Source organism: Devosia sp., assembly GCF_025809055.1.
GTDB lineage: Bacteria > Pseudomonadota > Alphaproteobacteria > Rhizobiales > Devosiaceae > Devosia.
The window spans coordinates 2,016,498-2,042,892 of the sequence record NZ_CP075529.1 but is presented as its reverse complement, the minus strand read 5'-3'; the positions used below and the strand labels follow the sequence as shown (position 1 = coordinate 2,042,892).

20 protein-coding genes are annotated in these 26,395 nt (G+C 64.1%); 11 read left to right on the top strand and 9 right to left on the bottom strand.

The annotated features are described in order from the left end of the window. Positions 1–51: 51 nt before the first annotated feature. Complete coding sequence (locus KIT02_RS09925) at positions 52–675, bottom strand: class I SAM-dependent methyltransferase (RefSeq protein ID WP_297577424.1); 624 nt, start codon at positions 673–675, stop codon at positions 52–54. Positions 676–783: 108 nt separating this feature from the next. Between KIT02_RS09925 and KIT02_RS09920 the strand changes: the two genes are divergently transcribed. Beyond that, positions 784–1,656: a LysR family transcriptional regulator gene (locus tag KIT02_RS09920; RefSeq protein WP_297577422.1), complete on the top strand. Its 873-nt coding sequence runs from the start codon at positions 784–786 to the stop codon at positions 1,654–1,656. A 298-nt stretch (positions 1,657–1,954) separates the two neighbouring features. On the opposite strand, the gene KIT02_RS09915 is transcribed toward KIT02_RS09920, so the two are convergent. Then, positions 1,955–4,501, bottom strand: coding sequence for an FtsX-like permease family protein (locus KIT02_RS09915; RefSeq protein ID WP_297577421.1), 2,547 nt, complete (start codon positions 4,499–4,501; stop codon positions 1,955–1,957). Further along, a complete protein-coding gene (locus KIT02_RS09910) occupies positions 4,501–5,202 on the bottom strand; it encodes an ABC transporter ATP-binding protein (RefSeq protein ID WP_297577419.1) in 702 nt (233 codons plus the stop codon). The genes KIT02_RS09915 and KIT02_RS09910 overlap by 1 nt, the downstream gene beginning before the upstream one ends. Before the next feature lie 285 nt (positions 5,203–5,487). On the opposite strand from KIT02_RS09910, the gene KIT02_RS09905 reads away from it, so the two are divergent. Continuing rightward, positions 5,488–6,009: a heme-binding beta-barrel domain-containing protein gene (locus tag KIT02_RS09905; RefSeq protein WP_297577418.1), complete on the top strand. Its 522-nt coding sequence runs from the start codon at positions 5,488–5,490 to the stop codon at positions 6,007–6,009. Positions 6,010–6,137: 128 nt separating this feature from the next. On the opposite strand, the gene KIT02_RS09900 is transcribed toward KIT02_RS09905, so the two are convergent. After that, positions 6,138–7,418 (bottom strand): Gfo/Idh/MocA family oxidoreductase, encoded by a 1,281-nt coding sequence (locus KIT02_RS09900; protein ID WP_297577416.1) that lies wholly within the window; start codon positions 7,416–7,418, stop codon positions 6,138–6,140. A 254-nt stretch (positions 7,419–7,672) separates the two neighbouring features. Between KIT02_RS09900 and KIT02_RS09895 the strand changes: the two genes are divergently transcribed. The 4 genes from KIT02_RS09895 (at position 7,673) to KIT02_RS09880 (ending at position 14,285) form a co-directional block, all read left to right on the top strand. Further along, positions 7,673–8,350, top strand: a complete 678-nt coding sequence (locus KIT02_RS09895) for a GntR family transcriptional regulator (protein ID WP_297577414.1) — start codon at positions 7,673–7,675, stop codon at positions 8,348–8,350. Positions 8,351–8,427: 77 nt separating this feature from the next. After that, complete coding sequence (locus KIT02_RS09890; RefSeq protein ID WP_297577412.1) at positions 8,428–10,131, top strand: ABC transporter ATP-binding protein; 1,704 nt, start codon at positions 8,428–8,430, stop codon at positions 10,129–10,131. Next, the gene (locus KIT02_RS09885) at positions 10,128–11,102 is read left to right on the top strand and encodes an aldo/keto reductase (RefSeq protein ID WP_297577409.1); all 975 of its coding nucleotides are present in this window, start codon (positions 10,128–10,130) and stop codon (positions 11,100–11,102) included. Before KIT02_RS09890 ends, KIT02_RS09885 begins: the two co-directional genes overlap by 4 nt. A gap of 276 nt (positions 11,103–11,378) precedes the next feature. Beyond that, positions 11,379–14,285 carry an insulinase family protein gene (locus tag KIT02_RS09880; protein ID WP_297577407.1) on the top strand — a complete coding sequence of 969 codons (2,907 nt, stop codon included), beginning with the start codon at positions 11,379–11,381 and terminating at the stop codon, positions 14,283–14,285. 171 nt (positions 14,286–14,456) lie between these two features. On the opposite strand, the gene KIT02_RS09875 is transcribed toward KIT02_RS09880, so the two are convergent. Next, positions 14,457–15,470, bottom strand: coding sequence for an alpha/beta hydrolase-fold protein (locus tag KIT02_RS09875; RefSeq protein WP_297577405.1), 1,014 nt, complete (start codon positions 15,468–15,470; stop codon positions 14,457–14,459). A gap of 230 nt (positions 15,471–15,700) precedes the next feature. Here KIT02_RS09875 and KIT02_RS09870 point away from each other — a divergent pair, with 230 nt between their 5' ends. The 3 genes from KIT02_RS09870 to KIT02_RS09860 all read left to right on the top strand — a co-directional run bounded on the left by KIT02_RS09870 (position 15,701) and on the right by KIT02_RS09860 (position 18,709). Further along, positions 15,701–16,705, top strand: a complete 1,005-nt coding sequence (locus KIT02_RS09870) for a ligase-associated DNA damage response exonuclease (RefSeq protein WP_297577402.1) — start codon at positions 15,701–15,703, stop codon at positions 16,703–16,705. Next, a complete protein-coding gene (locus KIT02_RS09865) occupies positions 16,702–18,267 on the top strand; it encodes a cisplatin damage response ATP-dependent DNA ligase (RefSeq protein ID WP_297577400.1) in 1,566 nt (521 codons plus the stop codon). Before KIT02_RS09870 ends, KIT02_RS09865 begins: the two co-directional genes overlap by 4 nt. A 103-nt stretch (positions 18,268–18,370) precedes the next feature. Continuing rightward, positions 18,371–18,709 carry a UvrB/UvrC motif-containing protein gene (locus KIT02_RS09860; RefSeq protein WP_297577398.1) on the top strand — a complete coding sequence of 113 codons (339 nt, stop codon included), beginning with the start codon at positions 18,371–18,373 and terminating at the stop codon, positions 18,707–18,709. Here KIT02_RS09860 and KIT02_RS09855 read toward each other — a convergent pair. From KIT02_RS09855 to KIT02_RS09840, 4 genes are read right to left on the bottom strand one after another with little or no spacing between them, the layout of a single operon-like run. Next, positions 18,706–18,975 carry a Txe/YoeB family addiction module toxin gene (locus KIT02_RS09855; protein WP_297577396.1) on the bottom strand — a complete coding sequence of 90 codons (270 nt, stop codon included), beginning with the start codon at positions 18,973–18,975 and terminating at the stop codon, positions 18,706–18,708. The two genes, KIT02_RS09860 and KIT02_RS09855, sit on opposite strands and share 4 nt — an antisense overlap. Continuing rightward, a complete protein-coding gene (locus tag KIT02_RS09850) occupies positions 18,968–19,222 on the bottom strand; it encodes a type II toxin-antitoxin system prevent-host-death family antitoxin (RefSeq protein ID WP_297577393.1) in 255 nt (84 codons plus the stop codon). The genes KIT02_RS09855 and KIT02_RS09850 overlap by 8 nt, the downstream gene beginning before the upstream one ends. A gap of 44 nt (positions 19,223–19,266) precedes the next feature. Further along, positions 19,267–19,662, bottom strand: coding sequence for a MerR family transcriptional regulator (locus KIT02_RS09845; protein WP_297577389.1), 396 nt, complete (start codon positions 19,660–19,662; stop codon positions 19,267–19,269). Then, on the bottom strand, positions 19,659–21,362 hold the full coding sequence (locus KIT02_RS09840) for a long-chain fatty acid--CoA ligase (protein WP_297577387.1): 1,704 nt from the start codon (positions 21,360–21,362) through the stop codon (positions 19,659–19,661). The genes KIT02_RS09845 and KIT02_RS09840 overlap by 4 nt, the downstream gene beginning before the upstream one ends. 367 nt (positions 21,363–21,729) lie before the next feature. Between KIT02_RS09840 and KIT02_RS09835 the strand changes: the two genes are divergently transcribed. After that, on the top strand, positions 21,730–24,192 hold the full coding sequence (locus KIT02_RS09835) for an acyl-CoA dehydrogenase (protein WP_297577385.1): 2,463 nt from the start codon (positions 21,730–21,732) through the stop codon (positions 24,190–24,192). Between the two features lie 132 nt (positions 24,193–24,324). Further along, the gene (locus KIT02_RS09830) at positions 24,325–26,286 is read left to right on the top strand and encodes a 3-hydroxyacyl-CoA dehydrogenase NAD-binding domain-containing protein (RefSeq protein WP_297577383.1); all 1,962 of its coding nucleotides are present in this window, start codon (positions 24,325–24,327) and stop codon (positions 26,284–26,286) included. Positions 26,287–26,395: the final 109 nt, after the last annotated feature.

Here is a 26,395-nt window from a genome sequence, read left to right as displayed (position 1 = left end):
CACTTCGAACCCCGATTCGGGCATGTGGTGGCGCCAAGGTTCCACAAGTGATCAACCCGGCTTGCGGGCGATGATGAAGGCGGCAGAGTCCGGATGCGGACGCCAGTCGTGCTCGATGACGAAACCGGCCCCGGTTATGGCATTGCGCAGTTGCGCATGGGTCATGATGTCGAGCACGGGCAACAGACCCAGGGCATGACCGACCGGCGCGATGAAGCGCAGCCATTTGCGATTGTCGCCGATGCACTCGGTGCTGGAGACGAAGAGCCCGCCCGGCCTGAGCATGTGGTGGACCCGGGCAATCACGGCGTCCTTGTTTTTCAGCAGATGCAGGATGGAGAGGCCGAGGACCATGTCGTAACTGGCGGGCCTTACTGTCATGGTGGTGATGTCGCCGCGCTCGAAGGTGACATTGCCGATGCCGGCTTTTGCGGCCTTGTCGCGGGCAAAGGCCAGCATGTTCTCGGAAAAATCGATGGCGGTGACATGGCGGACATGGGGGGCATGGGCGATGGCGGTGCCGCCCGTTCCGCAGCCAAACTCGAACAGGTCCATGTCCGGGGTGAAGTAGGCCCGGGTGCGGGCGAGCTTGGTCTGATAGACGCCTTCATCGGGAATCGGGCGCGCCGCATATTTGTCGGCCAATCGATCCCAGAATGCGCTCATTTCAGCCATGGCAGGTCCCCCCGATCACTCGTGGCGCACACTAATGCGGACCAGTTCAAAACGAAATTGAAGAAAAAGGCAGAGTCATTATGCTTATTTGCATAAGGAGATGAAGCGATGCTGCCGGACTGGAACCAATTGCGGGCGCTGCTGGCGACGGTGGAGACCGGCTCGCTATCGGCAGCGGCCAAGACGCTCAACCTGACCCAACCGACGCTTGGCCGGCAGGTGGCGGCGCTCGAGGATGAACTGGGCGTGGCCATATTCGAGCGGGTGGGGCGCCGCCTGGTGCTGACCGAAGCCGGGCAGCAATTGGTGCGGCACCTGCGCGACATGGGGGAAGCGGCCGAACGGGTGGCCATGACCGCCGCCGGCCAGTCGCAGGCAGTCGAGGGGGTGGTGCGCATCACCACGGCCGACATTTATGCAGGCCATGTCCTGCCGCCGCTGATCGCAGAGATCCGGCGTGCGGCGCCGGCAATTCGCATCCAGGTGCTGGCGACGGGGTCGATCAGCGACCTGCTGCGGCGCGAGGCCGATATTGCAATCCGGCACGTGCGTCCCGAGCAGGACGGGTTGATCGCCCGGCGCTGCAAGGACACGCAGGCCTATATCTACGGCACGCCGGACCTGCTGGAGCGCATGGGGCAGCCGGGAACGGGCGAGGCGCTGGCGCGGGGCGATTTCGTCGGGGCAATGGAGGGCAATGCCGACTTTGTGGCGGCTGCACGGGCGCGCGGCGTGCCGCTGAGCGAGGCCAATTTTCCTTTTGCGACGCAAAGCGGCATGACCGGCTGGGAATGGGTGCGGAAGGGCATGGCGCTGGGCGGCATGGTCGAGGCGGTGGGCGCGCTGACGCCCGAGGTCGTTATCGCGGTGCCCGAGATCGCGCCGATCCCGGTGCCGGTATGGATCGTTACCCATCGCGAGCTGCATACCAGCCGGCGCATCAGGCTGGTCTTCGATCTGCTGGTGGCGCACTTTTCGTGAGGGCTTTTTTTGGTGAGTACCCCCTCCCGGCCTCCCCCTGAAGGAGGGGGAGGGGCAGGAAGATGGTGCTTTTCCTGAGTGAGACGAGGGGGACTATCTATAGATCTCAGGATGGGCCCCGGCCTTCGCCGGGGTGACATCTGGGGTGGGGATATGCCTTCCGGACTGGCTAATCGTGCGGGATGGGGGCAGGACTGCGCTGGCCGAGAGGTTCTTACCCCTCACCCCATCCCTCTCCCCAGAGGGGCGAGGGGGTGATGAAGCTGGTGAGTCAGTTATCGGTGAAGCGCCCGTGTGATCAGAGATCCCGCAACAGGCGGGCGGGGCGGGCGGAGGCGGCGCGGAGGATGGTCATGGCGCCCAGGGTCGCGGTGACCAGGATGGCGACGGCAATGACGAGGCCGATGACATCGGGGCGCCAGGTGAACTCGACTTCGAGCATCAGGGTCGAGACGAAGCGCCCGATGGAGAGGCCGATGAGCACGGCGGGGATGGCGGCCAGGAGGGCCAGGAGGAAGTATTGCAGGAACGCCGTGCCGATCAACTCGGTGCGGGTGGCCCCCAGAACCTTGGTGATGACGGTATCGGCCTCGCGCTGGCGGCGGCCGGTGGCCAGGGCGCCGATGAGGACGAGCAGGCCGTTGCCGACCGCCAGCCCGCCGACCAGGGCGGCGGCGAAGGAGAGTTGCCCCAGCGCGTCGGTGACCTGCTTGAGGGTATCGCCAACGGCGATGAAACGGATATCGGGCAATTCGCTGGCCAGGAGCCGGCCGACATCCTCTTCGGCGCCCTGAGCGGCGGTGACCGCGGCAAAGAGCGTCGTGGGATAATTGTCGAGCACGCCGGGGGAGAAGGTGGCGAGAAAATCGATGCCGCCCTGCCAGGAATAATCGCGGAAGCTGGCAATGGTGACCTCAACCGGTTCGCCAAAAATGGAGAAGGTCAGCCGGTCGCCGATATCGACGCCCAGACCATTGCGCAGGCTCTGGTGCAGGCTGACAAGGCCCGGTCCGGCATAGTCGGTTGGCCACCATTCTCCGGCGGTGACGCGCGAAGAGGCGGGTTGCACTGACCGGAAGGTGAGGGGCACTTCGCCGGCGAGGAGGAAGGTGGCTTCGGGCCCCCGTGTGCGCCGCTCGGCAACGGGGGTGCCGCCGATCTCGACCAGACTGCCGCGCAGCATGGGCGTGGACACGAACCGGGAAATGCCGGCGCCGGTGGCGGAGAGGGTTTCGAGTTGTTCGACTTCGTCGGGGAAGAGGTCCGAGCCGACCAGGGTCGGGGCGTCGAAGGCCGAGGCGCCCAGAAATTCCTGTTGCAGATTGGCCTGCATGACGAGGACGATGATGAGCATAGTCAGCGCCATGCCGGAGGAAACGGCGATGGCGGCGGCGTTCTGACCGGCCCCGGCAATATTGCGCAGGGCATGGCGAATGATGCGGGGACCGCGTTCGGGCAGGCGGGCGAGCCCGGCCTGGCAAAGGCGGATGAAGAGCTGGAAAAAGATGGCGGCCAGGGCACTGGCAAGGCCAAAGCCGAGCACCAGCAGGACATCGCCGGTCATCAGCCAGGCCAACAGGAAGAAGGCGAGGATGGCGGCGAGCAGCGGCAGAACCTGGGCGGAGAGCAGGAGGGCGCGCCAGTCGACGGGCGGCGCATCGAGCCCCTTGGCGCGGAACAGCAGCACCGGGCGGATGGTCTGGGCCTGTTGCAACGGCAGATAGGCAAAGGCAAAGGCGGTGACGAAGCCGGTGCCGGCGGCGATCAGCAATGGCTGGACATGAATGGCCGGCGCCAGGGGGATGCCCACGGCCGCCCCAATAGTGGGGAGAATGAGGAAGGCGACGCTGGCGCCCGCCAAGAGGCCGATACCGACGCCGACGGCGGCGAGCGCCGCCACCTGGGAGAAGAAATGCACAAAGATGCGGCTGCGGCCGGCGCCCATGCTGCGCATGACGGCGATAACGCCGGAGCGCTCGGCGATATAGGCCCGCATGCCGGTCCAGACGCTGACGCCGCCGATCAGCAGCGAGCCGAGCCCGACAATGATCAGAAAGCGCATGAACAGATCGTAATAGCGCACCATCTGGCCGAGCCCGTCGCGCGCCGAGCGCACCGTCCAGCCCGACGTGTCGAAGCGCTCATGGGCGGCAGCGAGGCCCGCCTCGATATTGCGGTCGGCCAGGTGGATCTTGTAGCGATACCAGGTGCCAAGGCCCGGGAGCGGCGAGGTGCGGTCGCTGACCAGCGCAAAACCATTGGTGGTGATCAGGGTCGGCATGCCGAGGCGGAAACCGCGCACCGGTGCGTCCGGCAGATGGCCCAGGGTGCCGCGCACCGAAAACTCGGTGCCGCCCAGCCCGAACGTGTCGCCGACGCCAATGCCCAATTGATCGAGCATGATGGCATCGACCAGGGCGCCCGGCACGCCATCCTGCTCGGCCAGGAGATCGGCAACGGAGTCTCCCGGTTGCAGCTGCGGGCTTGATACAGCGCCGAGCAGCGGATAGGCGCGGCCCACGGCGCTGACATCGGCAAAGGCCTCGCCGTCAAAGGTTTCGGCGCGCAGATTGGTGTCGATAACCGCAACGACCTCGCCCCATTCCTGCATGGAAAAGAGTTCGTCCGGATTGGCCAGGCGGTCGGCGCGCGACAGTTCGATATCGCCGCCCATGATTTCGGCGGCGCCGATCTCGACGGCCCGGGTGATGCTGGTGCCGACCGAATTGACCCCGGCGATGAGGGCAGTGCCGACGGCGAGGCACACGACCAGGAGCAGGAAGCGGCGCAGGTCGCCGCGCATGTCGAGCAGGCCAATGCGGATGGCGGGCCGGAGCGATTGCATCAGCGGTCCACCGGGGTCTCGGTGAGTTCGCCCTGGGTCATGGTGTAAACCCGGTCGGCGCGGGCCGCCAGGGCCGGATCGTGGGTGATGAGCACCACGGCGGTGCGGTTGCGGCGGGCGAGATCGAACATGATGTCGACCACCACGGCGCCGGTCTTCTGGTCGAGATTGCCGGTGGGTTCATCGGCGAGCAGCAGGGGCAGGTCGGCAACGGTGGCGCGGGCCAGGCCGACACGCTGCTGTTCGCCGCCAGAGAGGGCCGAGGGGCGATGGTCGAGGCGCTTGTCGAGGCCCACGGCGGCGAGGCTGGCTGCGGCGCGCTCGCGCACCTCGGCCATGCTGAGGCCGGGCTCGGCGATTTCCAGCGCCATGCCGACATTGTCGATGGCGGTGAGCGAGGGGATGAGATGAAAGCTCTGGAAGACAATGCCCAGGGTGTGCCGGCGGAACCGGGCCAGGTCGTCCTCGCTCATGGGGCCAAGGTCGCTGCCATTGACCAGAACCTGGCCGCCGGTGGCTTTTTCGAGGCCGGCCAGCAGCATGAGCAGGCTGGTCTTGCCGCTGCCCGAGGGGCCGACAATGGCGATGACCTCGGCCGGGGCGACCCTGAGGGAAACATTTCTGAGGATATTGAGCGGGCGTCCGGCGACGTCCAGCGTGTAGTCAACATTCCTCGCGTCGATGATCGGCGCGTCAGTCATATGCCCTCAATCCTCCCCTGGACCAGCGGGTGCGCCAAGCAGCGCTCGCCCTGTCCAGCCCCCGCATATCCCACACTTTATCCGAGGCCCCTGAAAAAGGGGTTTCCGCCGCCGTGGGTGCAGAATAAATTCGTTTAGCAGACGGGATTTGCCTCTACCAAGCATCTGACGCGCGAAAGTGTGATCTTTTCGTAACGAAGTTGTCAGGTCTGGCAAGTCCTACTGGTGCGATGTCTTGCTTGCTGGCAAGACTAGCGTGCGGGGGCACGAGGTAAGGGGTAGATGATGACGGCGAGAACCTGGCTGCGTTCTGCAATGGCGCTGCTGATGCTTCCAATGCTGGCTATGGGACCGGCCATGGGCCAGGGCCGGGAACTGGCGCTTCTGGCCGGCTATGTCGGTGACTGGCGTGGCGAAAGCGCTCTGGTGGGCGGCGACAAGCCGGAGCCGTTCCGCTGCCGGCTCAGCGTCTCGACCGGCAATCAGGGCAAGATCAACTATACCGGGCGCTGTGCGCTGGTGAATGCGACGCTCTCGATCAGCGGCACGATCGCCTATGTGCAGGCGAGCTCGCGCTACGAAGCGGTCATGACCTCCAATGCCGGCTATACCGGGCTGGCGGTGGGCCGGGAAACCGGCGGGCAGATCAGCTTCGATTTGCGCGAGCAGCAGAAGGACCGCGCCGGTGGCGACGTGCGCATCGGGGCGCGGATCGTCCTGGTCAATGACAGGATCACGGTGGATTTCGAGGTCGAGTTCAACAATTCGGGCGACGTGCTGACCGCCAGCGTGCCGTTCGCGCGGTAGGGGCCTTGGGGTGTTGACCGGTTGACGAGGGAAAGGCACCCCCTCCCTAGTTCCGCTAAGGGCTTTCAGCCCAAGCTGCACTACCCTCCCCACTGAGGGGGAGGGTGGCCTCCACTTGGTGGAAAAATTCAGAGCTTCACCAGCGTTTTGACATCCACCGGCAGGCCGGTCGCAAAGCTCTTGTTGGCGGCGATGCCGGTGAGGATGGACAGGGCCCCGTCGCGGTGATTGGCGCCGTAGCCGGGCCGCGGGGTGGCGTTTCCGAAGATTTCCTCGAGCATGATCTTGTCGCCGCCACCATGGCCGCCTTCGCCATGCTTGACCGGAACCACGCGCGGCTCGCCATGCAGTGGGAAGTGGTAAAGCTTGACGCCCTTGGCTGCGCCTTCGGTTTCCGAACCGGCACCGGCATTTATGTAGCTGTTTTCGTGCACGGTCAGCTCAAGGCGGCCGCCGGTGCCGTTGATGGCAACGTTGAACCCTTCCCAGGGCGCATAGGCGTAGAGTGAATAGGTCATCACCGCCTTGTTGCGGTAGCGCACGATGACGTTCATCGTGTCCTCGATGGAGATGCCGTCGCCGAAAACGTTCTGGTCGCGCTGATAGCCGTCTTCCTTCTCGGCCTCCCAGTAGAGGCCCTTCTGGACGGGGTTGGCGGTCAGATCGATGGCGAACTTGTCGCCCTTGGCCGCCTCGACGCCGGTGGTGCGGGTATAGGGCGTATAGACGCCGCGCTCCTCGGCATTGGCACGGCCATAGAACTTGAGATCACCCATGCCGAAGACGGTTTCGGGCTGGGAGCCGAGCCAGAAATTGACCAGATCGAAATGGTGGGTCGACTTGTGGACCATCAGGCCCCCGGAATTGCGCTTGTCGCGATGCCAGCGGCGGAAATAGTCGGCGCCGTGGCGGGTATCGAGCAGCCATTCGAAATGCACCGAGGTGACCTTGCCGATGGCGCCCTCGGCGATGAGTTCGCGCAGGGCCGAATTGTGCGGGGCATAGCGATAGTTGAAGGTAACGCGGACCTGCTTCCCGGTGCGCTCGACAGCGTCGAGAATGGCCTGGCACTTTTCGGGGTCCGTGGTCATCGGCTTTTCGGTGATGACGTCGCAACCAGCTTCGAGCGCCGCGATAATATAGTTGTGATGGGTACGGTCGATCGAGGTGACGATGACCGTGTCGGGCTTTTGTTCGGTGACCATCCTGCCGAAGTCGGCGGCCTTGTAGGTGGGCACGGCCTCTCCGCCCAGTTCGCCGGCGATGACCTTATTGGTGAAGTCCATGCGCACCTGATTGGTGTCGCACAGGGCAACAAGCCTGGACTGATCGCGATGCGGACCAAGGATCGCCTCGTAGAACATGCGGGCGCGACCCCCGGTGCCCACCAGCGCGTAGGTCTTGGCCATTCGAACTCCTCCAGATATGCGAATTTGACACGGACGGACCCCCATGGGGCCGAATTGCCCTGCATCTACCATACAAGATTGCGAAGCGGTATAGTTTCTTTCTACAATCGTGCCGATGGCGCGCGTGCAACCCGGCCATCTCGGCCGTCCGGAAAGCGGAAACGGGGTGCCACGGTCACAAAGCTGTGGACGGGTGCACGGGCGGGGGAGCCAGGCCGGGCGCGGCGTCCCATGGTCAGGCAGGGGGAATCAGCATGGCGGACAACCAGATCGTGAACAGCCCGCAGACCATGGCATCGCGTGTGGTGGGATCGCTGCGCGACGAGATCGTCAGCATGGCGCTCAAGCCCGGCGACGTCATTTCCGAGAGCGATATCGCCGCCCGCTACGGGGTCTCGCGGCAACCGGTGCGCGAGGCCTTTATCCGGCTGGCGCAACTGGGGCTGCTGCTGATCCGGCCGAAGCGGGCCACGGTGGTCAAGCGCATCTCCCCCGATGGCGTACGGCAGAGCCGGTTCATCCGCGAAAGCATCGAAGTGGAAATCATCCGCCGCGTGGCGAGCCAGCCGGGACCCGAGGCGGCAGGCATACTTGAACAGTTGATCGCCGAGCAGCAGGAAGCGGCCGACGCCAAGGACTCGCGCCGCTTCCATACGCTCGACGAGCAGTTCCACCGGACGCTGGCGCGGCTGGCCGGGGTGGAATACGCCTGGCAGCTGATCGACGAGCACAAGATCCAGCTCGACCGGGTGCGCTACCTGACGCTGGGTGTTTCCTCGACGCAGCGGGCCATTGCCGAACATCATGTGATCGCCGTGGCCGTCGGACGGGCCGATCCGGCCGCGGCCGAACAGGCCATGCGCGAACATCTGGGGCGGGCCGAGGTGCTTCTGGCCCAGACCATCGAGGATTTTCCCGACTACTTCGAATAGGCCGGATCGAAACGGGTTGACCGCCGGGGCGGGGCTGGGCAGGGTGCCGCTCCGACCCGCGGCGGAGCCAAATGCTCATGAGCAAACCAGAAAACCGCCCCGACTGGACGGTGCTGCGGCCTTCGGTCGTCTCGATATACGGACGGTTCGTGCGCGAGGAATACTGGCTGCTGGCCGGTGTGATGCTGGTGGTGCTGGCCTCGGCGGGGCTGGCGGTGATCACGCCCTATTTCTTCTCGCGGCTGGTGGACGACCTGGTCGGCACCAACCTGCCGGCGGCCATCGCCTGGGGCTTCGTCTTCTACGCCGTCATGCGGGGCCTGCTGACGGCGACAGCCTACTCGGTCAATTACCTCTCGATCATCGCCGCCGAGAATCTCAACTTCATCACCGCCACCAGTTTCTTCGAACGGTTGTTGGGCAAGCCGGGCTCGTTCTTCATCGACAACAATCCTGTGCAGATACAGACCGCGCGCCAGGAGGGTCAAAATGCCCTTTATGGGCTGGTGCAGATGGCGATCCACACCTTCCTGCCGGGTGGATTGCAGATCGGGCTGGCCATGGCGCTGATGGGTGCGGTGATCAATATCGAGATCGCGCTGATCGTTCTGGTCTATGGCAGCTTTTTCATCAGCCTGACCTATCTCGCCAATCGCTGGACGCGCCCCCTCCTCGACCGGGCCATCGAAGCCTATCAGGACAATGCGCGGTTCGTCGGCAATGCCGTCAATGCCATGGAGACGTTGCGCTATTTCAACGGCGACCGCTGGATCAGCGAGAAATTTTCCGAGAAAGCGGGGCTGGCCCGGAAATCCTGGGTCGGCTGGTCGCGGCGCCGGCTGCTGCTGACGGCGATTTTCGGCACGGCACTGGGCCTGCAACTGGCGCTGACCTTTCTGATCCTGCTGCCACGCTTCGAGGCCGGCGAGGTGACGGTGGGCGATATCGTGCTCATCAACCTCTTGCTGGTGCAGCTCAACCAGCCCTTTGAGATGATCGGCATGGCCATCGACGAGGTCATGCGGGCCATGGCGCGGCTGATGCCCTTTGCCCGCATCTGGCAGGCGCCGGAAGACCGTGGGCAGCATGGTGACCGGCCGGTGCGGATCGAGCGGGCGCGGATCGCCTTTGAAAATGTCGGTTTCCGCTATGGCGACCGCGAAACCGTGCGCGACGTGAGTTTCGTGGCCGAGCCGGGGCGTCTGACCTTCCTCGTCGGTCCGACCGGATCGGGCAAGACGACGCTGTTCAAGCTGGCGCTCAAATCGCTGGAGCCGAGTTCGGGCCGCATTCTCATCAACGACATGGACCTGCGCGATCTCAAGCGCAGCGGCTGGTATGATGCGGTGGGCGTGGTGCCGCAGGACGTGATGCTGCTCAACGATAGCCTCGCCACCAACATCGTCCTGGGCCGCCCCTATGACGCCGAGCGGATGCGGCGGGCGGCCGAGCGGGCATCGATCCTCGCCTTTGTCGATGGCCTGCCGGATGGGTTTGAAACCACTGTGGGGGAAAGGGGGTTGAAGCTCTCGGGTGGCGAGCGGCAGCGCATTTCGATCGCCCGGGCACTCTATGCCGACCCCAAGGTGTTGTTCCTCGATGAAGCCAGCTCGGCCCTTGACGAAACCACCGAAGGCCAGATCATGGCCGAACTGCGCCGCATTGCCGGTGAGGTCACCGTGATCGCCATCACACATCGGCGCGGTGTCATCGCGGCGGAGGATCAGGTCGTGATCCTCAAAGGAAGCGGCGACGATCAAGAATTGGAGGAACGGGCATGAAGACGCGGCAATTGGGCAAAACCGGCTATACGGTCAGCGAGATCGGGCTGGGCTGCTGGCAATTGGGGGGCGATTTCGGTCCGGTGGGCGACGAGACCGCCCAGGCTATCCTGGACGCAGCAGCTACCGCCGGGGTCACCTTCTGGGACACGGCCGATGTCTATGGCGGGGGGATGAGCGAGAGCCGCATCGGTGCCCATGCCAGGCCTCGGGGCGTAGTGGTGGCAACCAAGCTGGGCCGTGCCGGCACGCTTTATCCCAATGCCTATACCAAGGACGGCCTGAAGCAGAGCCTCGCCGGTTCGCTCCAGCGCCTTGGCGTGGAAATCCTCGACCTTGCGCAACTGCACTGCGTTCCGCCCGAAGTGCTGAACGACGGCGCCATTTTTGGCTGGATGGACGAGTTGCAGGCCGAGGGTCTGGTGCGCCACTGGGGCGCCAGCGTCGAGACCATCGAGGAGGGCCTGCTCTGTCTCGAACAGCCGGGTTGCGCCACTTTGCAGATCATCTTCAACCTGTTCCGCCAGGATGCAGCCGAAGTGCTGCTGCCCAAGGCGGCCGAGAACAATGTCGGGATCATCGTGCGGCTGCCGCTGGCCAGCGGGCTCTTGTCCGGCAAGTTCGACCTCAACACCCGGTTCGACCCCAGCGACCACCGCAACTACAACCAGGACGGGGCGGCCTTTTCGGTGGGCGAGACCTTTGCCGGCATTCCCTTTGCGCGCGGCGTGGAACTTGTGCAGCAGCTCAAGGGCCTGGCGCCATCGGGCATGAGCATGAGCCAGTTCGCCCTGCGCTGGATTCTCGACCATCCGCAGGTGTCGACGGTGATTGCCGGGGTGTCGAAACCCGATCAGCTCGCCGACAATGTCGCCGCCAGCGATCAGCGCAGCCTGTTTCCCGCGCTCAAGAAGCAGTTGGGCGAATGGTATGAGGACGAAGTGAAGCCCGAGATCAGGGGCGAGGTGTAGGTGGTTTTGCCGTTGAACTGACATCGGGCCTGGCTTTCGTAGCAGCCGAGAGGTTTGCCCCCCCCTCACCCCGGCCCTCTCCCCGGTGGGGCGAGGGGGCGCTGGAGCCGAGGGGGCGGTTTGCCGGTGACAGGGTTCAGGTTTGCGCGGGTGCCGGATAGAAGGCGGGCCCCGCAGGCCAGGCGCATACACAGGTCAATCTGACGTAGAAGCCCTAGCGACGCCGCGATTCAGCACCTAGGTTAGGTCGACCAAGACCAAGAAGAGTATCCGGATATGTCCCACCCCGCCTTTGAACTCGTTCGTGACGAGACCATCGCCGAAATCAATTCAGAGGCGCGGCTCTATCGGCACAAGAAAACCGGGGCCGAGGTGCTCAGCCTCGTCAATGACGACGAGAACAAAGTGTTCGGCATCACCTTCAAGACGCCGCCGGAGGATTCGACCGGCATTGCGCATATCCTCGAACATTCGGTGCTGTGCGGCAGCCAGAAATATCCGGTGAAGAAGCCCTTCGTGGAATTGCTCAAGGGGTCGATGCACACCTTCCTCAATGCCATGACCTTTCCGGACAAGACCGCCTATCCGGTGGCCAGCCAGAACCTCAAGGATTTTTACAACCTTGTGGACGTGTATCTGGACGCCGTGCTGTTTCCGCTGATTTCGGAGGACACGTTCGAGCAGGAAGGCTGGCACTACGAGCTTGAGAGCCTGGACGCGCCGCTGGTCTATAAGGGCGTGGTCTTCAACGAGATGAAGGGCGTCTATTCCTCACCGGACTCGGTGATGCATACGATGACGCAGAACGCGCTTTATCCCGATACGACCTATGGCAAGTCCTCGGGGGGCGATCCCAAGGCCATTCCCGAGCTGACCTATGAGCAGTTCAAGCGCTTCCACCAGACCTATTATCACCCGTCCAATGCGCGGGTGGTGTTTGCCGGCGACGATCCGGCGGATAAGCGGCTCGAGATTCTGGACAGCTATTTCAGCCGCTTCGACAGAATCGATGTCGATGCCGAGGTGAAGCTGCAGCCGCGCTGGAATGCGCCCCGCCAGATTGCCGGCACCTATGCGGGGACCGTGGACCCGGAGAAGCGGCGCGACGGCATGGTTTCGGTCAACTGGATGATCGAGCCGGCGGAGAACCGCGAAGAGGTGTTGAGCCATGGCATGCTCAGCTATCTGCTTGCCGGCAATTCGGCGGCGCCGCTGCGCAAGAAGCTCAATGAAAGCGGGCTGGGCGAGGGCATGATCGGGGGCGGGATTTCCTCCTATCTGCGCCAGCCCATGGGTGGTTTCGGGCTCAAGGGCGTGGACCCGGCCGATGCCGACAAGGTGGAGAAGCTGGTGCTGGACGGGCTGGCCGAAATCGCCGAAACCGGTTTTTCGGCCGAGCAGATCGAGGCGGCGGTCAACACGTTTGAATTCAACCTGCGCGAGCAGAATACCGGCTCCTATCCGCGCGGCATGACCTATATGTTCAACGCGCTGGGCACCTGGCTGCATGGCGGCGACCCGATGGCGCCGCTGCAGTTCGAGGCAGCGATGGAGGCGCTCAAGGCCAAGGCCGGCGGCAGGCATTTCCAGGATGAGATCAGGCGGTTGTTCCTCGACAATCCGCACCGGTTGTCGGCGCGGCTCGAGGCCGATCCTGAGCAGGGCGCGCGCGAGGCCAAGGCCGAAGAGGACAAGCTGGCCGCGGTACGGGCTGGCCTCGATGGAGATGAACTGCAGGCGGTTCTGGAGCGGACGGAACGGCTCAAGGCGTTGCAGGAAAGCGTCGACAGCCCCGATGACTTGGCCAAAATCCCGACGCTGACACTGGCCGATCTCGACCGCGATATCCGCACCGTGCCGACCGAGGAGGTCGCGGTGGGCGGGGTGCGCACGCTTTATCACGACCTGCCGACGCTGGGCATATTGTATCTCGATATCGGCTTTGACCTGCATGTGCTGGACAAGGCGCATCTGCCCTATCTGCCCCTGTTCGGCCGGGCGCTGCTGCAGACCGGGACCGGCAAGGAAGACTTTGTCTCCCTGACCCAGCGGATCGGCCGCACCACGGGCGGGATTTCCCAGCACCGGGGGCTGGCGAGCCGGCAGGACGGGGCGGGAACGGCGGCCTGGTTCTTCCTCTCGGGCAAGGCGGTGCCGGACCGGTTCGCCGAGATGCTGGCCATCTTTGGCGATGTGCTGCTCGACGCACGGCTCGACAATCGCGAGCGGTTCAAGCAGATGGCACTGGAAGAAAAGGCCGGGTTCGAGGCCCGGCTCGTGCCGGGCGGCAACGGGATCGCCGATACGCGCATCAAGGCCGGCCTGACCGAGGCCGGCTGGATTGCCGAGCAGATGAGCGGTGTGTCCTATGGGCAGTTCCTCAAGGACCTGGTCAAGCGCATCGACAGCGACTGGGCGGGCGTGGAGGCGGTGCTCAGGACCATTCGCGACACGCTGTTCAACCGCGGCCGCATGGTGATGAACCTGACGGCGGACGGCGCGCTGTGGAACCAGGCCAGGACCGAGCTGGCGGCGTTTGCCGGAGCCATTCCGGATGGCACCCATGCGGATGCCGACTGGAGCCACGCCTTTGCTCCGAAAAACGAGGGCCTGGTGATCCCGGCGCAGGTCAACTATGTGGGCAAGGGCGCCAATCTCAAGGCACTGGGTTTTAACCTGAGCGCGGCTTCGGCGGTGGCGCTGCGGCTGCTCAACACCACCTATCTCTGGGACAAGGTGCGGGTGCAGGGCGGGGCCTATGGCGGATCGAGCCGCTTTGACCTCAGCTCAGGCAATTTCGCCTTTCTCAGCTATCGCGACCCGAACCTGCTCAAGACGCTCGACGCCTATGACGGGGCGGCCAAGGCGCTGCGGGCGGAAATCGGGGAAACGGACCTGGTGCGCTCGGTGATCGGGGTGGTCGGCGATCTCGACCGGCCCGAATTTGTCGACGCCAAGGGCTATTCGGCCATGTGGCGCATTCTCAACGGCACGAGTGATGAATTGCGGCAGCGGCGGCGCGACGAAATCCTCAACACCAGCCGTGCCGATTTCCTGGCCCTGGCCGAGGCTGTCGATGCCGTGGCGGCCAAGGGGCATGTCGTGGTGCTTGGTGGGGAGGCGGCGATCACCGCAGCCAATGACAAGCGGCCGGGCCTGCTGGAGGTCAGCAAGGCGGTGTGACCCCGGGGTGGCGCTGGCTCGGGTCCTCGCTGGTAGGCATCTGTGACGGAAAACGGAGGTTCCCGCTTTCGCGGGAATGACCCGGTGGTGCCCCATCCCTCTCCCCTTAGGGGCGAGGGGACGATGGAGGCGAGGGCTCAGTTCATAGGCAAAACGCCCTAGAAGTGGACCTTACCGGGACAAGGCCTCGGCTAGGTAGGGCAGGGATATATCCATGCGGTAGTCGACGCCCGAGTGGTTGTCGGGAAATTCCTCGTAGTGATGGGCGATGCGTGCTTCATCGAGGGTGCGGTGGATGCGGCGGGTGCCGTAGAGGATATTGTACTGATCCTCGGTGCCGCATTCGAGATAGAAGCTCTTGAGCTTGCCTATCGCTCCTGCATGGGTTTGGACCATGCGGGCGGGGTCCCATTTGAGCCAGTTGGCCCAGCGCTCGGCGATGATCTCGCAGGTGTCGAGGGTGACCGGCAGGCGCAGGCCGAGGAAGCTGGACGGGTCCGGATCGGGATCGAAACTGGCGGCCTGGCCCAGCATCATCAGTACGAGTGTGTCCTTGCCGTCGAGCTTGGGCTTGGCTTCGAAGGCGGTGAGCCATTTTTCGATGGAATTGTCGTACTTGGCGAGGGCGCGCAGGGTCGCGGGAAATTCGCCGAGGTAGAGGTTTTCAAACCCCGCATCGCCGGAATGGCTGGCGGCGGCGGACCAGACTTCGGGATAGCGCATGGCGTGGACGAGGGCGCCGAACCCGCCCGATGACTTGCCGAAGACCCCGCGCCGGCCGGTGCCGCCGCAGCCGAAGCGGGATTCCACGGCCGGCAGCATTTCGGCCACGAGGAAGTCCTCGTAGTTCCCGAGAATGGGCGAGTTCACATATTGGTTGCCGCCCAGCCGCGAATAGCAATCGGGGAAGGCAACGGCGACGGGCGCCAGCTTGCCATCGCCGATCAGCCGGTCGAGCCGTTCCGGGACATTTTCGGTAAAGCTCTTCCAGGCCGTATGGGCCGGGCCGCCGGAGGTATAGCCGACAAGATCGACCAAGAGGGGCAGGTCTTTTCCATCATGGCCATGGGGAATGTAGACATCGACAATGCGGGTGGTGGGGTCACCCAGGCGGTTGCCGGCGAGCGCCGCGCTCTCGACGGTGAGGCGGTGAATGGTGCCGGCAGGGTGGGTGGTCTTGCGCATGTCGGGCTCCTTGGTTGGCCAGTTCTAGCCCATTTCACTCGCAAGCTGAATCACCCAAAGGCGTGCGCGTCCAAAGGTCCGGAGATGGATCCCGGCCTGCGCCGGGATGACACCGTGAATGGGGCACCTGCGGAGCGCCAAACTCGGCCAATGGGGTCTGGTGACAGCACGTGTCAGCATGGCGGCATAGGGTGGTGAACCGGAATTCACCGGCCAGCGTTGTGGGTGTCATGGCAAAGCCCATTCTTGATCGCGATCTCTATGTGCCGGCGCTGGATGCCTGGATCGATCCGGATGTGCCCAAGCCGCGCGCCATCATCACCCATGGCCATGCCGACCATGCGCGCAGCGGACATGGGGCGGTGCTGGCGACGCCGGAAACCATTGCCATCATGAAGGTGCGCTATGGCGAGGATTGCGCCGGCTCGTTCGAGGCGCTGCGATTTGGCGAAACGCTGCGGATCAATGAGGCGGTGGTAAGCCTCTACCCGGCCGGGCATATCCTTGGATCGGCGCAGGTGCTGGTCGAAGCCGAGGGTCAGCGGGCGCTGGTGACCGGCGACTACAAGCGCCTGCCGGACCGCACTTCGGAGCGCTACGAGCCGGTGGATTGCGACCTGATGGTCACCGAGGCGACGTTCGGCCTGCCGGTGTTTCAGCATCCGGACCCGCGAGACGAGATTGCGCGGTTGCTGAAATCTGTGGCCGATCAGCCGGAGCGCTGTCACCTGGTCGGGTGCTATGCGCTGGGCAAGGCGCAGCGGGTCATTGGCCTGTTGCGCGATGCAGGTTGGGACCGGCCCATTTATCTTCACGGCGCGATGATCCGGCTGTGCGAACTCTATAAGTCGCTGGGGGTGACGCTGGGGGAATTGCTGCCGGCAACGGGCATGGCCAAGGCGGCAATGGCGGGCGAAATCGTCATCGCACCGCCGTCGGCGATCCGGGATCGCTGGAGCCGGCGCTTTCCAGACCCGGTGGTGTGCCAGGCCTCGGGCTGGATGAGCATCAAGCAGCGGGCGCGCCAGGCGCTGGTCGAACTGCCGCTGGTGATTTCCGATCACTGCGACTGGGGCGAGCTCAATAGCTCCATTCTCGAAAGCGGCGCCTCGACCATCTGGGTGACCCATGGCCGCGAGGACGGGCTGGTCTATTGGTGCCGCAAGCAGGGGCTAGAGGCCGAACCGCTGGCGCTGCCGGGGCTCGATGACGATGGTGGGGAGGGCGGGGAATGAAGCGGTTTGCCGACCTGCTCGAACTTCTGGCGCTGACGCCATCGCGCACGCGCAAGATTGCCGCCCTGGCGCAGTATTTTGCCGAGGTGCCGGACCCCGACCGGGGCCTGGCGCTGGCGGTACTGACCGGGGAGCTCGACATTGCCAATGTGAAGCCGGCCCTGCTCAAGCAGACCGTCCTGGCCGAGGTCGACGAGACCCTGTTTGCGCTCAGCTATGACTATGTCGGCGATCTGGGTGAAACCATTGCGCTGATCTGGCCGCATCACGGCGCGGGCGAGTTGCCGCGGCTGAGCGAGCTGGTGGGCTTGCTCAACCAGACCAGCAAGGCCGAACTGCCGCGGCTGATCGGTGACCTGCTGACCAAGGCGGCGATCCACGAGCGCTGGGCGCTGATCAAGCTGGCGACCGGGGCCTTGCGCATCGGGGTTTCGGCGCGGCTGGCCAAGACGGCGCTGGCACAGATGAGTGGGGTGGAGTTGCAGGCCATCGAAGAGGTCTGGCATGGCCTCAAACCACCCTATGCAGACCTGTTTGCCTGGCTGGAGGGGCGGGCCGGGCGTCCGGAAATCGACCATGCGGCGCGGTTTCATCCGCTGATGCTGTCGACGCCGATCGAGCCGGAGGATTTTGACAAGCTCGACCCGGCCGACTTTGCCGCCGAATGGAAATGGGACGGCATCAGGGTGCAACTGGTGCTGGGCAAGGACGGCGTGTCGCTGTTTTCGCGGACCGGCGACGATATCGCGCCCAGTTTTCCCGATGTGGTCGACGCGGCCATGGGCCGGGCGGTGCTGGACGGGGAATTGCTGGTGGGGGCAGATTTCGAGGCTGGCTCGTTCAACGACCTGCAGCAGCGGCTCAATCGCAAGGTGGCGCAGGCCAAGCAGATGGCGGCGCTGCCGGGTTTCGTGCGGGTCTATGACATTCTGTTCGATGGCGACGAGGACATCAGGGTGTTGGAATGGCAGGAGCGGCGGAAACGGCTCGAAGCCTGGTTTGCGAAAAATCCGCAGACGCGGCTGGATCTCTCGCCGGTATTGTCCTTCGGCGACTGGGATGCGCTGGGCCGGTTGCGGCAGCAGGGCGCCGATGATCATGGCCATGAAGGGGTGATGATCAAGCTCAGGAACTCGCCCTATGTGCCGGGGCGGCCAAAGGGGTTCTGGTTCAAGTGGAAACGCGACCCCAATGTGGTCGATGCGGTGCTGATGTATGCCCAGCGCGGGCATGGCAAGCGCAGCTCGTTCTATTCGGACTACACATTCGGGGTGTGGAAGGGCAATGAGATCGTGCCCATCGGCAAGGCCTATTTCGGCTTTACCGACGAGGAGTTGAAGCAGCTCGACCGCTGGATCCGCGCCAATACGATCGGCAGTTTCGGGCCGGTGCGCGAGGTGAAAAAAGAACTGGTGTTCGAGGTGGCGTTTGACTCTGCGCAGAAAAGCGGGCGGCACAAATCCGGCGTGGCGCTGCGCTTTCCGCGCATCAGCCGCATCCGCTGGGACAAGCCGGCGGGTGAGGCGGCGCGGCTCGATGAGGTGGAGGCGTTTGTGGGGTAGGTGGGTGTGCTGGGGCAGGCGCGAGGATACCCCCACCCTGCTCGATTGGACGGACTTAGCAAGGGCTAAGTCCTATCTCGCTTCCCTCCCCACATGGGGGAGGGTGAAGCTGGTGAACCGGGAGAAATCGATGTCATCACGAACCAATCATCAGCGGCTGGTGACGCTGGAGAGGCAGATGGAAGCGGCGGCGGCTGATTTCGATTTCGAGACGGCGGCGCGATTGCGGGACGAGATTGCCCGGCTGCGGGGCGAGGACCAGGCGGCGATGGCCATCGTCGATGACGAGGGCAATGCGATCGATGTGCAGGTGGGGCAGGCACCGCCGGGCCAGATCGGACTGGGCTCGAATGCGCCCCTGCGCCAGCCGCCAAAGGGCTGGGTGAAACCGAAGAAGCCGGATTTGATGACGAAGACCGTGAAAGGGCGGGGACCGCGCTAGCTTTTCCGGTAGTGGTACCGGCACTGCGCTATTTCAACGGAAAGCTCGTCGGCGCGGTACACCAGGCGGTGCTCTTCATCGATGCGCCTCGACCACCATCCAGCATATTCGTATCGCAGCAGTTCCGGCCGACCGGAACCGGCTTCGGGCGTTCGCTGACATTCCTTGATCAAGGCGTTTATTTTGCGCAGGATTTTTCGGTCGTTTTCCTGCCAGTACAGATAATCCTGCCACGCATCATCCGAGAATATGACGCGCCTACTCAAGGAGCTTTCTCTCAACGCCCTTGCCGGCATCCAGGTCCGCGATGGACCGGCGAAGTCTCTCGGCGTTTGCCGGGCTGCTCAACAGGTAGGCGGTTTCCTGCCAAGAATTAAAGTCCTCGAGCGACATGACAACGGCAGCATCCTTCCCGCCGGGGCGGGTGATGATCAATGGGACATGGTCCTCGACGGCCGCGTCAATGTCGGCCGCGATATTCTTGCGGAAGTCGGAAATGGATTTCGCACGCATGCAGGGTCTCCTTGCAGTTATTGTACGAAATTACGTACAATAACTCAACCCGCCTTCCGCAGCAGGCGTTCCTCGGCGAGTTTCTTGATTTCGCGCAGTTCGGCAATGGTGATGTCGAGGTCGTCGCGCTGGCGTTCGAGCAGGGCGATGCGTTCGTCGACCTTTCCGGCGAGCAGGTTGACCTGCTGGGCGCGGTCGGCGTCGTAGAGGCTGAGATAGTCGGAAATGTCGCGCAGCGAGAAACCCAGCCGCTTGCCGCGCAGGATGAGAATCAGGCGGGCGCGGTCTCGGCGCCGGAAGATACGGGTGGCGCCGACGCGTTCGGGCGAGAGCAGGCCCTTGGACTCATAGAAGCGAATGGCACGGGTGGAGATGCCGAACTCGCGGGCGAGATCGGCAATCGCGTAGAGGTCCCGGCTATCGGCGTCGGTCTCGGTCACTTCTTGGCCTGCATCTGCGCGTATTCCTCACGCAGTTCCTTCTTGGACAATTTGCCGATCAGCGTCTTGGGCAAGGCATCCTTGAAGATGACCTGCTTGGGCATTTCGATCTTGTTGAGGCGACCGGCCAGATAGCTCTTGAGATCGGCCTCGGTGACGGACTTGCCGGCCTTGAGCTTGACGAAGGCAACCGGGGCTTCGCCGCGATACTCGTCGGGTACGCCGATGACGTTGACCTCCTCGACAGCCTCGTGGGTCATGGCCGCTTCCTCGATGGTGCGCGGATAGACGTTGAAGCCCGAACAGATGATGAGATCCTTGATGCGATCGACGAGGAAGACATAGCCGTCCTCATCCATGTGGCCGACGTCGCCGGTGCGCAGCCAGCCATCCATGAAGGCCTCCTGGCTGGCCTCGGGATTTTCGTAATAGCCGGCCATGACCTGCGGACCCTTGACCTGCAATTCGCCATTCTCGCCGACACCGACGACCGTGCCGCTGTCGACATCGACGAAGCGGATATCGGTGCCGGGCAGGGGCAGGCCGATGGACATGGGTTTGGAGGGCACGCGCAGGGCTGCGCAACAGACCACAGGCGAGGCTTCGGTGAGACCATAGCCTTCGGCCAGAATGGCCTTGGATTTCTTGGAAAAGGCGTGGCGCACTTCATCGGGCAGAGCAGCGCCGCCGGAGATGGCCACTTCCAGGCTCGCCAGCTGTTCAGCCGTGGCACTGTCGGCGCGGGCGACGGCATTGAGCAGGGTCGGCACGGCCGGCAACACATTGGCACGGGTGCGCGTCAGAAGCCCCAAAAGTGCCTTGAGCTCGAAGCGTGGCAGCATGACCACCTGGGTGCCGTTGCACAGCGGCACGTTCATGCACACGGTCATGGCGAAGATGTGGAAAAAGGGCAGTACCGCCACGACCTTGGAGGGCGGGTAGAACAGACCGCAGCCCCATTTGTCGATCTGGCTCATATTGGCCGCGATATTGGCGTGGGTCAGCAGGGCGCCCTTGGGCACACCGGTGGTGCCGCCGGTATATTGCTGGACGGCAATGTCGTTGCGCGGGTCAATGGCCACGGCGCCCGGCTTGTCATTGCGGGCGATCAGCTTTTCGAAGGAGACAATCGAGGCGCCATATTCGGGATGCGCCAGATCCTTGCGCTTGGCGATCGAGAAGAGGATTTTCTTGACCAGCGGCAGGGCATTGGGGAAGTGGGCGACCACCAGCTTGCCAACGTGGCCGGCCTTGAGCAGGGCTTCGCCCTTTTCGTAAATCTGCTGGAGGTCGAGCGTCACCAGGATATCGGCGCCGGCATTGGCGGTGATGTGGCTGAGCTCGGGCACGGTATAGAGCGGATTGCAATTGACCACGGTGCCGCCGGCCCGCAGCACGCCGTAATAGGCGATGGGGTAGAAGGGGGTATTGGGCAGCATCAGCGCCACGCGGCTGCCCTTGGTGACGCCAAACTGGCTCTGCAAGGCGCCGGCAAAGGCGATGATCTGTTCGCTGAGCTCGCCGAAGCTGGTGGTGCCGCCCAGGAAATCGAGAGCAGTGGCGCCCGGGTTCTTGGCGCAGGCCGCCAGAACCTGCTCATGGACGGGCGTTTCGTCGATGGCGTCATCCCAGACGATCCCCTCGGGATAGCTGGCAGTCCAGGGGCGAACGGCATCGTGGCCGGTATCGGTCGTGTCCATGGCGTCTCCTCCTCAGGGCTCCCCGCCTTCCGGGCCGGGCTTGCTCCAGATGCTGCTCCGACCGGTGTTCCGGTTCTGCGCCGGTAAACTATTCCATGGGTTTACGTTAGCGTCAATTCGTTGCCGGAGCGGCAAGGCCACAATGTGGTGAGCGCTCGCAGCGACCATACGTGCTACCTATGCGGCCATCAGTTGACGTATACGTAAACTTGAGTAAACTGACCCTATGTGAAGCCCCCGGACCGCGCTAAGGTGCGCGCAAGCAAGGGTAAGGCTGGGCCGATTCCAAGGCGGCACCAGCCCGGCATTTTGAAAATGGCGGTGCGCTGCCCCGGTTGCTGGCAGGCCCGTCCGAGGAGGACTGGGAATGGCCCTTTTGCTGATCGCGATCAGTATCGTCGTATTTGCCGTGCTGGCGATGCGGGAAAGCCCGCTCTGGCAATGGGGCGCTGGTCTGGTCGCCATCGGGCTGGCCAGCGGGCTGGATTTCCTCGAGAGCGGCGCGACTTACGGGCTGGGCTGGTTCAGCTGGGTGCTGATCGTGTTCGGCGCCCTGCTGCTGGTCCTGGCCATCAAGCCGATCCGCATGGCGGTGCTCACCACCCCGGTCTATGGCGCGGTCAAATCCATCCTGCCCAAGGTGAGCCGCACCGAGCAGGAAGCGCTGGATGCCGGGACCGTGGGCTGGGACGCGGAACTGTTTTCGGGCCGCCCGGACTGGGACAAGCTCACCGGCATCAGGCCGCTGACGCTGACTGCCGATGAACAGGCCTTCCTCGACAACGAGACCGAAACCGCCTGCAAGATGATCGACGACTGGGATATCCGCCACAATCGTGCCGATCTCAGCCCGGAACTGTGGGACTTCCTCAAGTCCAAGGGCTTCTTGGGCATGCTGATCGGCAAGGAGCATGGAGGGCTCGGCTTTTCGGCGCAGGCGCAGTCGATGATCGTTTCCAAGATCGCCAGCCGCTCTGTGGCGGCCGGGATCACGGTGATGGTGCCCAATTCGCTCGGGCCGGGCGAACTGCTCGAAAAATACGGCACCAAGGCGCAGAAGGACAAATATCTGCACCGGTTGGCCAATGGCCAGGAAGTGCCGTGCTTTGCCCTCACTGGGGTGCATTCGGGCTCCGATGCTGGCGGCATGCGCGATATCGGCGTGGTCACCAAGGGCACCTATAACGGGCAGGAGGTGCTGGGCGTCCGCCTCAGCTTCGACAAGCGCTACATTACCCTGGCGCCGATCGCGACGCTGGTGGGCCTGGCCTTTATCCTCAAAGACCCTGACAACCTGCTCGGCCGCGGCGACAATATCGGCATCACCCTGGCGCTGATCCCGCACGATCATCCCGGGCTCGATATCGGGCGCCGGCACTATCCGGCGCGGCAGGCCTTCATGAACGGCCCGGTGCGCGGCACCGACATGTTCATCCCCATGGATTTCCTCATTGGCGGCACGGACTATGCCGGCCAGGGCTGGCGCATGCTGATGGAATGCCTGTCGACGGGCCGCGCCATTTCGCTGCCGGCCATCGGCACCACCTCGATCAAGGCGACGCTGCGCGCCACCTCCGCCTATGCGCGGGTGCGCCGCCAGTTTGGCATCCCCGTCGGCATCATGGAAGGCGTCGCCGAACCGCTCGGCGAGATGATCAAGCGCGCCTATATGTATGAGGCCACCCGCAGGCTGACCGCGTCCATGGTCGACGAGGGCCAGCGCCCGGCGGTGATCGCGGGTCTGTTGAAATACACCACGACCGAAGCCATGCGCGACAGCATGGACGATGCCTTCGATATCCAGGGCGGTCGCGCCATCCAGGACGGTCCGGGCAATTATCTGTTCGGTGCCTATCAATCCATGCCGGTGGCGATCACGGTGGAGGGTGCCAATATCCTCACCCGCACGCTGATGACCTTTGCCCAGGGCGTGCTGCGCGCCCATCCCTACCTGCTGCGCGAAATCCAGGCCGTGCAGGACAAGGATCGCAAGGCGGGGCTCGATGCGTTCGACGGCGCCTTTGGCGGGCACACGGCCTTCATGCTGCGCAATATCGTGGCCAGTTTCCTCCATGGCCTGACCAACGGCGCCTTCGCCTCCTCGCCCAATCAGGGCCCGATGACGCGCTGGTATCGCCGGTTGCACCGCTATGCGCAGGATTTTGCCCTGGTTGCCGACTGGACCACGGTGGTTCTGGGCGGGGCACTCAAGCGCAAGCAGAAGCTGTCCGGCCGCATGGCGGATCTGTTGGGTGAACTCTACCTGATGTCGGCGACACTCAAGCGCTTCGACGAGGAAGGGCGGATCGAAGAAGATCGCGAACTGATCGACGCGATCATGGCGGATCGCGTGGCCAATATGGAGCGCATCTTCGCCGAGGTCTTTGCCAACTTCCCCAATCCGTTCTTTGCCAATGCCATGCGCTTTCTGTGCTTCCCGCTGGGGCGGCACGCCAAGCGCGCCAGCGACCGGGTGAATTACCGGTTCGTGCGTGCGGTGCTGCGGCCCGGCGGCTTCCGCGACCGGCTGACCACCGGCGTCTATGTGTCCATGGACCCCAATGACGTCACAGGCGTGCTCGAAGATGCCTTTATCAAGGTGACGGAAGCCGAGGACATCGAGGCCAAGTTCGTCAAGGCGGCGCGCAAGGGCGTGTTCGAGCGGCGGCTCGACCGCGATGCCATCGACGATGCCGTGGCGGCCGGGGTGCTCAACGACAACGAGGCCGGCGTCATGCGCGCGGCCGATGAAGCGACCAACCGCGCCGTGCATGTCGATGACTTCCAGATGGATGTGCTGAAACCCACGACGCAGCAGGCCGCGGAGTAGGGAGAAATGCGGAGTCATTCCCGCGAAAGCGGGAACCTCCGTTGAAGGGTAAACAGGGGTTCCCGCTTTCGCGGGAATGACCCGGTGGAGGAAACTCCATCACGGACAATGAGCCGAACGCGAGGAGTGACCATGATCGCCCCACAGGCAACCGATACGAAACACTGGAGCTTCCACACCGATTTCGAAAAAATCGGCTGGCTGACCATCCATTCGCCGGAGGGTTCGGTGAATACGCTGAGCCGCGAGGCCATCATGGAGCTCGAAACGCTGGTGGCGCGGATCGAGGACCTGGCCAAGCGCGACGAGCTGGTCGGCGTGGCGCTGCTTTCGGGCAAGGACAGCGGCTTCATCGCCGGGGCCGATGTCAGCGAATTCGACAGCATCAGCGAACCGTCTATCCTGACCGAGGCGCTCAAGCGCACCCATGCCCTGTTCTGGCGGATCGAGAACCTCAAGGTGCCGGTGGTGGCCGGTATCCACGGCTTCTGCCTGGGCGGCGGGCTCGAACTGGCGCTCGCCTGCCACTACCGGATCGCCGTCAATGACGACAAGACCCGCATTGGCTTCCCCGAAGTCAACCTGGGCATCTTTCCCGGCTTTGGCGGCACGGGCCGCTCCATCCGCCAGGCCGGTCCGGTCGATGCCATGAGCATCATGTTGACCGGCAAGATGCTGCGGGCCGGCGCGGCGCGGGGCCTCAACCTCGTCGACAAGCTGGTGCGCCATCGCGACATGCTGCGCTGGGAAGGCCGCAAGGCGGTGCTGCAGAAGCGCAAATCGACGCCGGCCGGGTTCAACAAGCGCGCCATGGCCATGGGTCCGCTGCGCGGGGTCGTCGCCAAGCAGATGCGCGAACAGGCCGGCAAGAAGGCACGCAAGGAACACTATCCCGCCCCCTATGCGCTGATCGACCTGTTCGAAGAGCACGGCAATGACTGGCAGGCCATGGTCAAGGGCGAGATCGCTGCCTTCGTGCCGCTGATGGCCTCGCCGACCGCGACCAATCTGCGCCGGGTATTCTTCCTTTCCGAAGGGCTCAAGAAACAGGGCATCAAGGGCGCCAAGTTTGCGCGGGTGCATGTGATCGGCGCGGGCGTGATGGGGGGCGATATTGCCGCCTGGTGCGCCTATCGCGGCATGAGCGTAACCCTGCAGGATCTCGACATGGCCCGCATCCAGCCGGCGCTGGACCGGGCCAAGAAGCTGTTCCAGAAACGCTACAAGAAAAAGCGCGAGGTCGACGCGGCCATGTTGCGCCTGGTGCCCGACCCGCAGGGCACAGGGGTTTCCCGCGCCGATGTGATCATCGAGGCGGTGGTGGAAAAGCTCGAGGTCAAGCAGACCATTTTCAAGGGCGTCGAGGGCCGGCTGAAGCCGGGCGCGATCCTGGCGACCAATACCTCCTCGATCGAGCTGGAACGCATTGCCGAGGCACTGGCCGACCCGGGCCGGCTGATCGGGCTGCACTTCTTCAATCCGGTGGCGCAATTGCCGCTGGTGGAAGTCATCCGCTCGACCTTCAATTCCGACGAGGCCATCGGCAAGGGCGCAAGCTTTGCCCTGGCCATCGGCAAGTCGCCGGTGGTGGTGAAATCCGCGCCGGGTTTCCTCGTCAATCGCGTGCTCATGCCCTACATGCTGGGCGCGGTGGAGCGGGTGGAACGCGGCGAGAGCAAGGAATTGCTCGACGCGGCGGCGGTGGCTTTCGGCATGCCGATGGGGCCGATCGAACTCATGGATACGGTGGGCCTTGACGTCGGCCGGTCGGTGGCGACCGAACTGGGCCATGCGGTGCCGGAAAATTCCAAGTTTGCGCGGCTGATCGCGGCGGGCAAGTTGGGACGCAAGACCGATGAGGGTTTCTACAAGTGGGAGAAGGGCAAGGCGGTGAAAGGCGAAGTGCCCGAGCACCGCGACCTGGCAGGCCTTGGCCGCGAGCTGGTAAAGCCGCTGGTCGACATGACCGAGGTGGTGGTGGCCGAGGGCGTGGTCGCCTCGCCGGACCTCGCCGATGTCGGGGTCATCATGGGGACCGGCTTCGCGCCGTTCCTGGGTGGACCGATGAAGGCGCGCGCGGATGGGCGGGCGTGATGCGGATTGATATCTGTTCAAGCGCAGATCGGCCCCCTCTCTCCTCAGGGGAGAGGGCCGGGGTAAGGGGTGAAGGCCTCTCGGCCCGAGCCGATATCCTGAACCCCTC

Excerpts from the sequence above, each read along its gene's own strand:
- KIT02_RS09885 (WP_297577409.1), top strand. The coding sequence starts at position 10,128 with ATGAAGACGCGGCAATTGGGCAAAACCGGCTATACGGTCAGCGAGATC.
- KIT02_RS09875 (WP_297577405.1), bottom strand. The coding sequence starts at position 15,470 with ATGCGCAAGACCACCCACCCTGCCGGCACCATTCACCGCCTCACCGTC.
- KIT02_RS09910 (WP_297577419.1), bottom strand. The coding sequence starts at position 5,202 with ATGACTGACGCGCCGATCATCGACGCGAGGAATGTTGACTACACGCTG.
- KIT02_RS09925 (WP_297577424.1), bottom strand. The coding sequence starts at position 675 with ATGGCTGAAATGAGCGCATTCTGGGATCGATTGGCCGACAAATATGCG.
- KIT02_RS09870 (WP_297577402.1), top strand. The coding sequence starts at position 15,701 with ATGGCAAAGCCCATTCTTGATCGCGATCTCTATGTGCCGGCGCTGGAT.
- KIT02_RS09840 (WP_297577387.1), bottom strand. The coding sequence starts at position 21,362 with ATGGACACGACCGATACCGGCCACGATGCCGTTCGCCCCTGGACTGCC.
- KIT02_RS09835 (WP_297577385.1), top strand. The coding sequence starts at position 21,730 with ATGGCCCTTTTGCTGATCGCGATCAGTATCGTCGTATTTGCCGTGCTG.
- KIT02_RS09865 (WP_297577400.1), top strand. The coding sequence starts at position 16,702 with ATGAAGCGGTTTGCCGACCTGCTCGAACTTCTGGCGCTGACGCCATCG.
- KIT02_RS09830 (WP_297577383.1), top strand. The coding sequence starts at position 24,325 with ATGATCGCCCCACAGGCAACCGATACGAAACACTGGAGCTTCCACACC.
- KIT02_RS09900 (WP_297577416.1), bottom strand. The coding sequence starts at position 7,418 with ATGGCCAAGACCTACGCGCTGGTGGGCACCGGGGGTCGCGCCCGCATG.
- KIT02_RS09890 (WP_297577412.1), top strand. The coding sequence starts at position 8,428 with ATGAGCAAACCAGAAAACCGCCCCGACTGGACGGTGCTGCGGCCTTCG.
- KIT02_RS09850 (WP_297577393.1), bottom strand. The coding sequence starts at position 19,222 with ATGCGTGCGAAATCCATTTCCGACTTCCGCAAGAATATCGCGGCCGAC.
- KIT02_RS09880 (WP_297577407.1), top strand. The coding sequence starts at position 11,379 with ATGTCCCACCCCGCCTTTGAACTCGTTCGTGACGAGACCATCGCCGAA.
- KIT02_RS09920 (WP_297577422.1), top strand. The coding sequence starts at position 784 with ATGCTGCCGGACTGGAACCAATTGCGGGCGCTGCTGGCGACGGTGGAG.
- KIT02_RS09895 (WP_297577414.1), top strand. The coding sequence starts at position 7,673 with ATGGCGGACAACCAGATCGTGAACAGCCCGCAGACCATGGCATCGCGT.
- KIT02_RS09915 (WP_297577421.1), bottom strand. The coding sequence starts at position 4,501 with ATGCAATCGCTCCGGCCCGCCATCCGCATTGGCCTGCTCGACATGCGC.
- KIT02_RS09905 (WP_297577418.1), top strand. The coding sequence starts at position 5,488 with ATGACGGCGAGAACCTGGCTGCGTTCTGCAATGGCGCTGCTGATGCTT.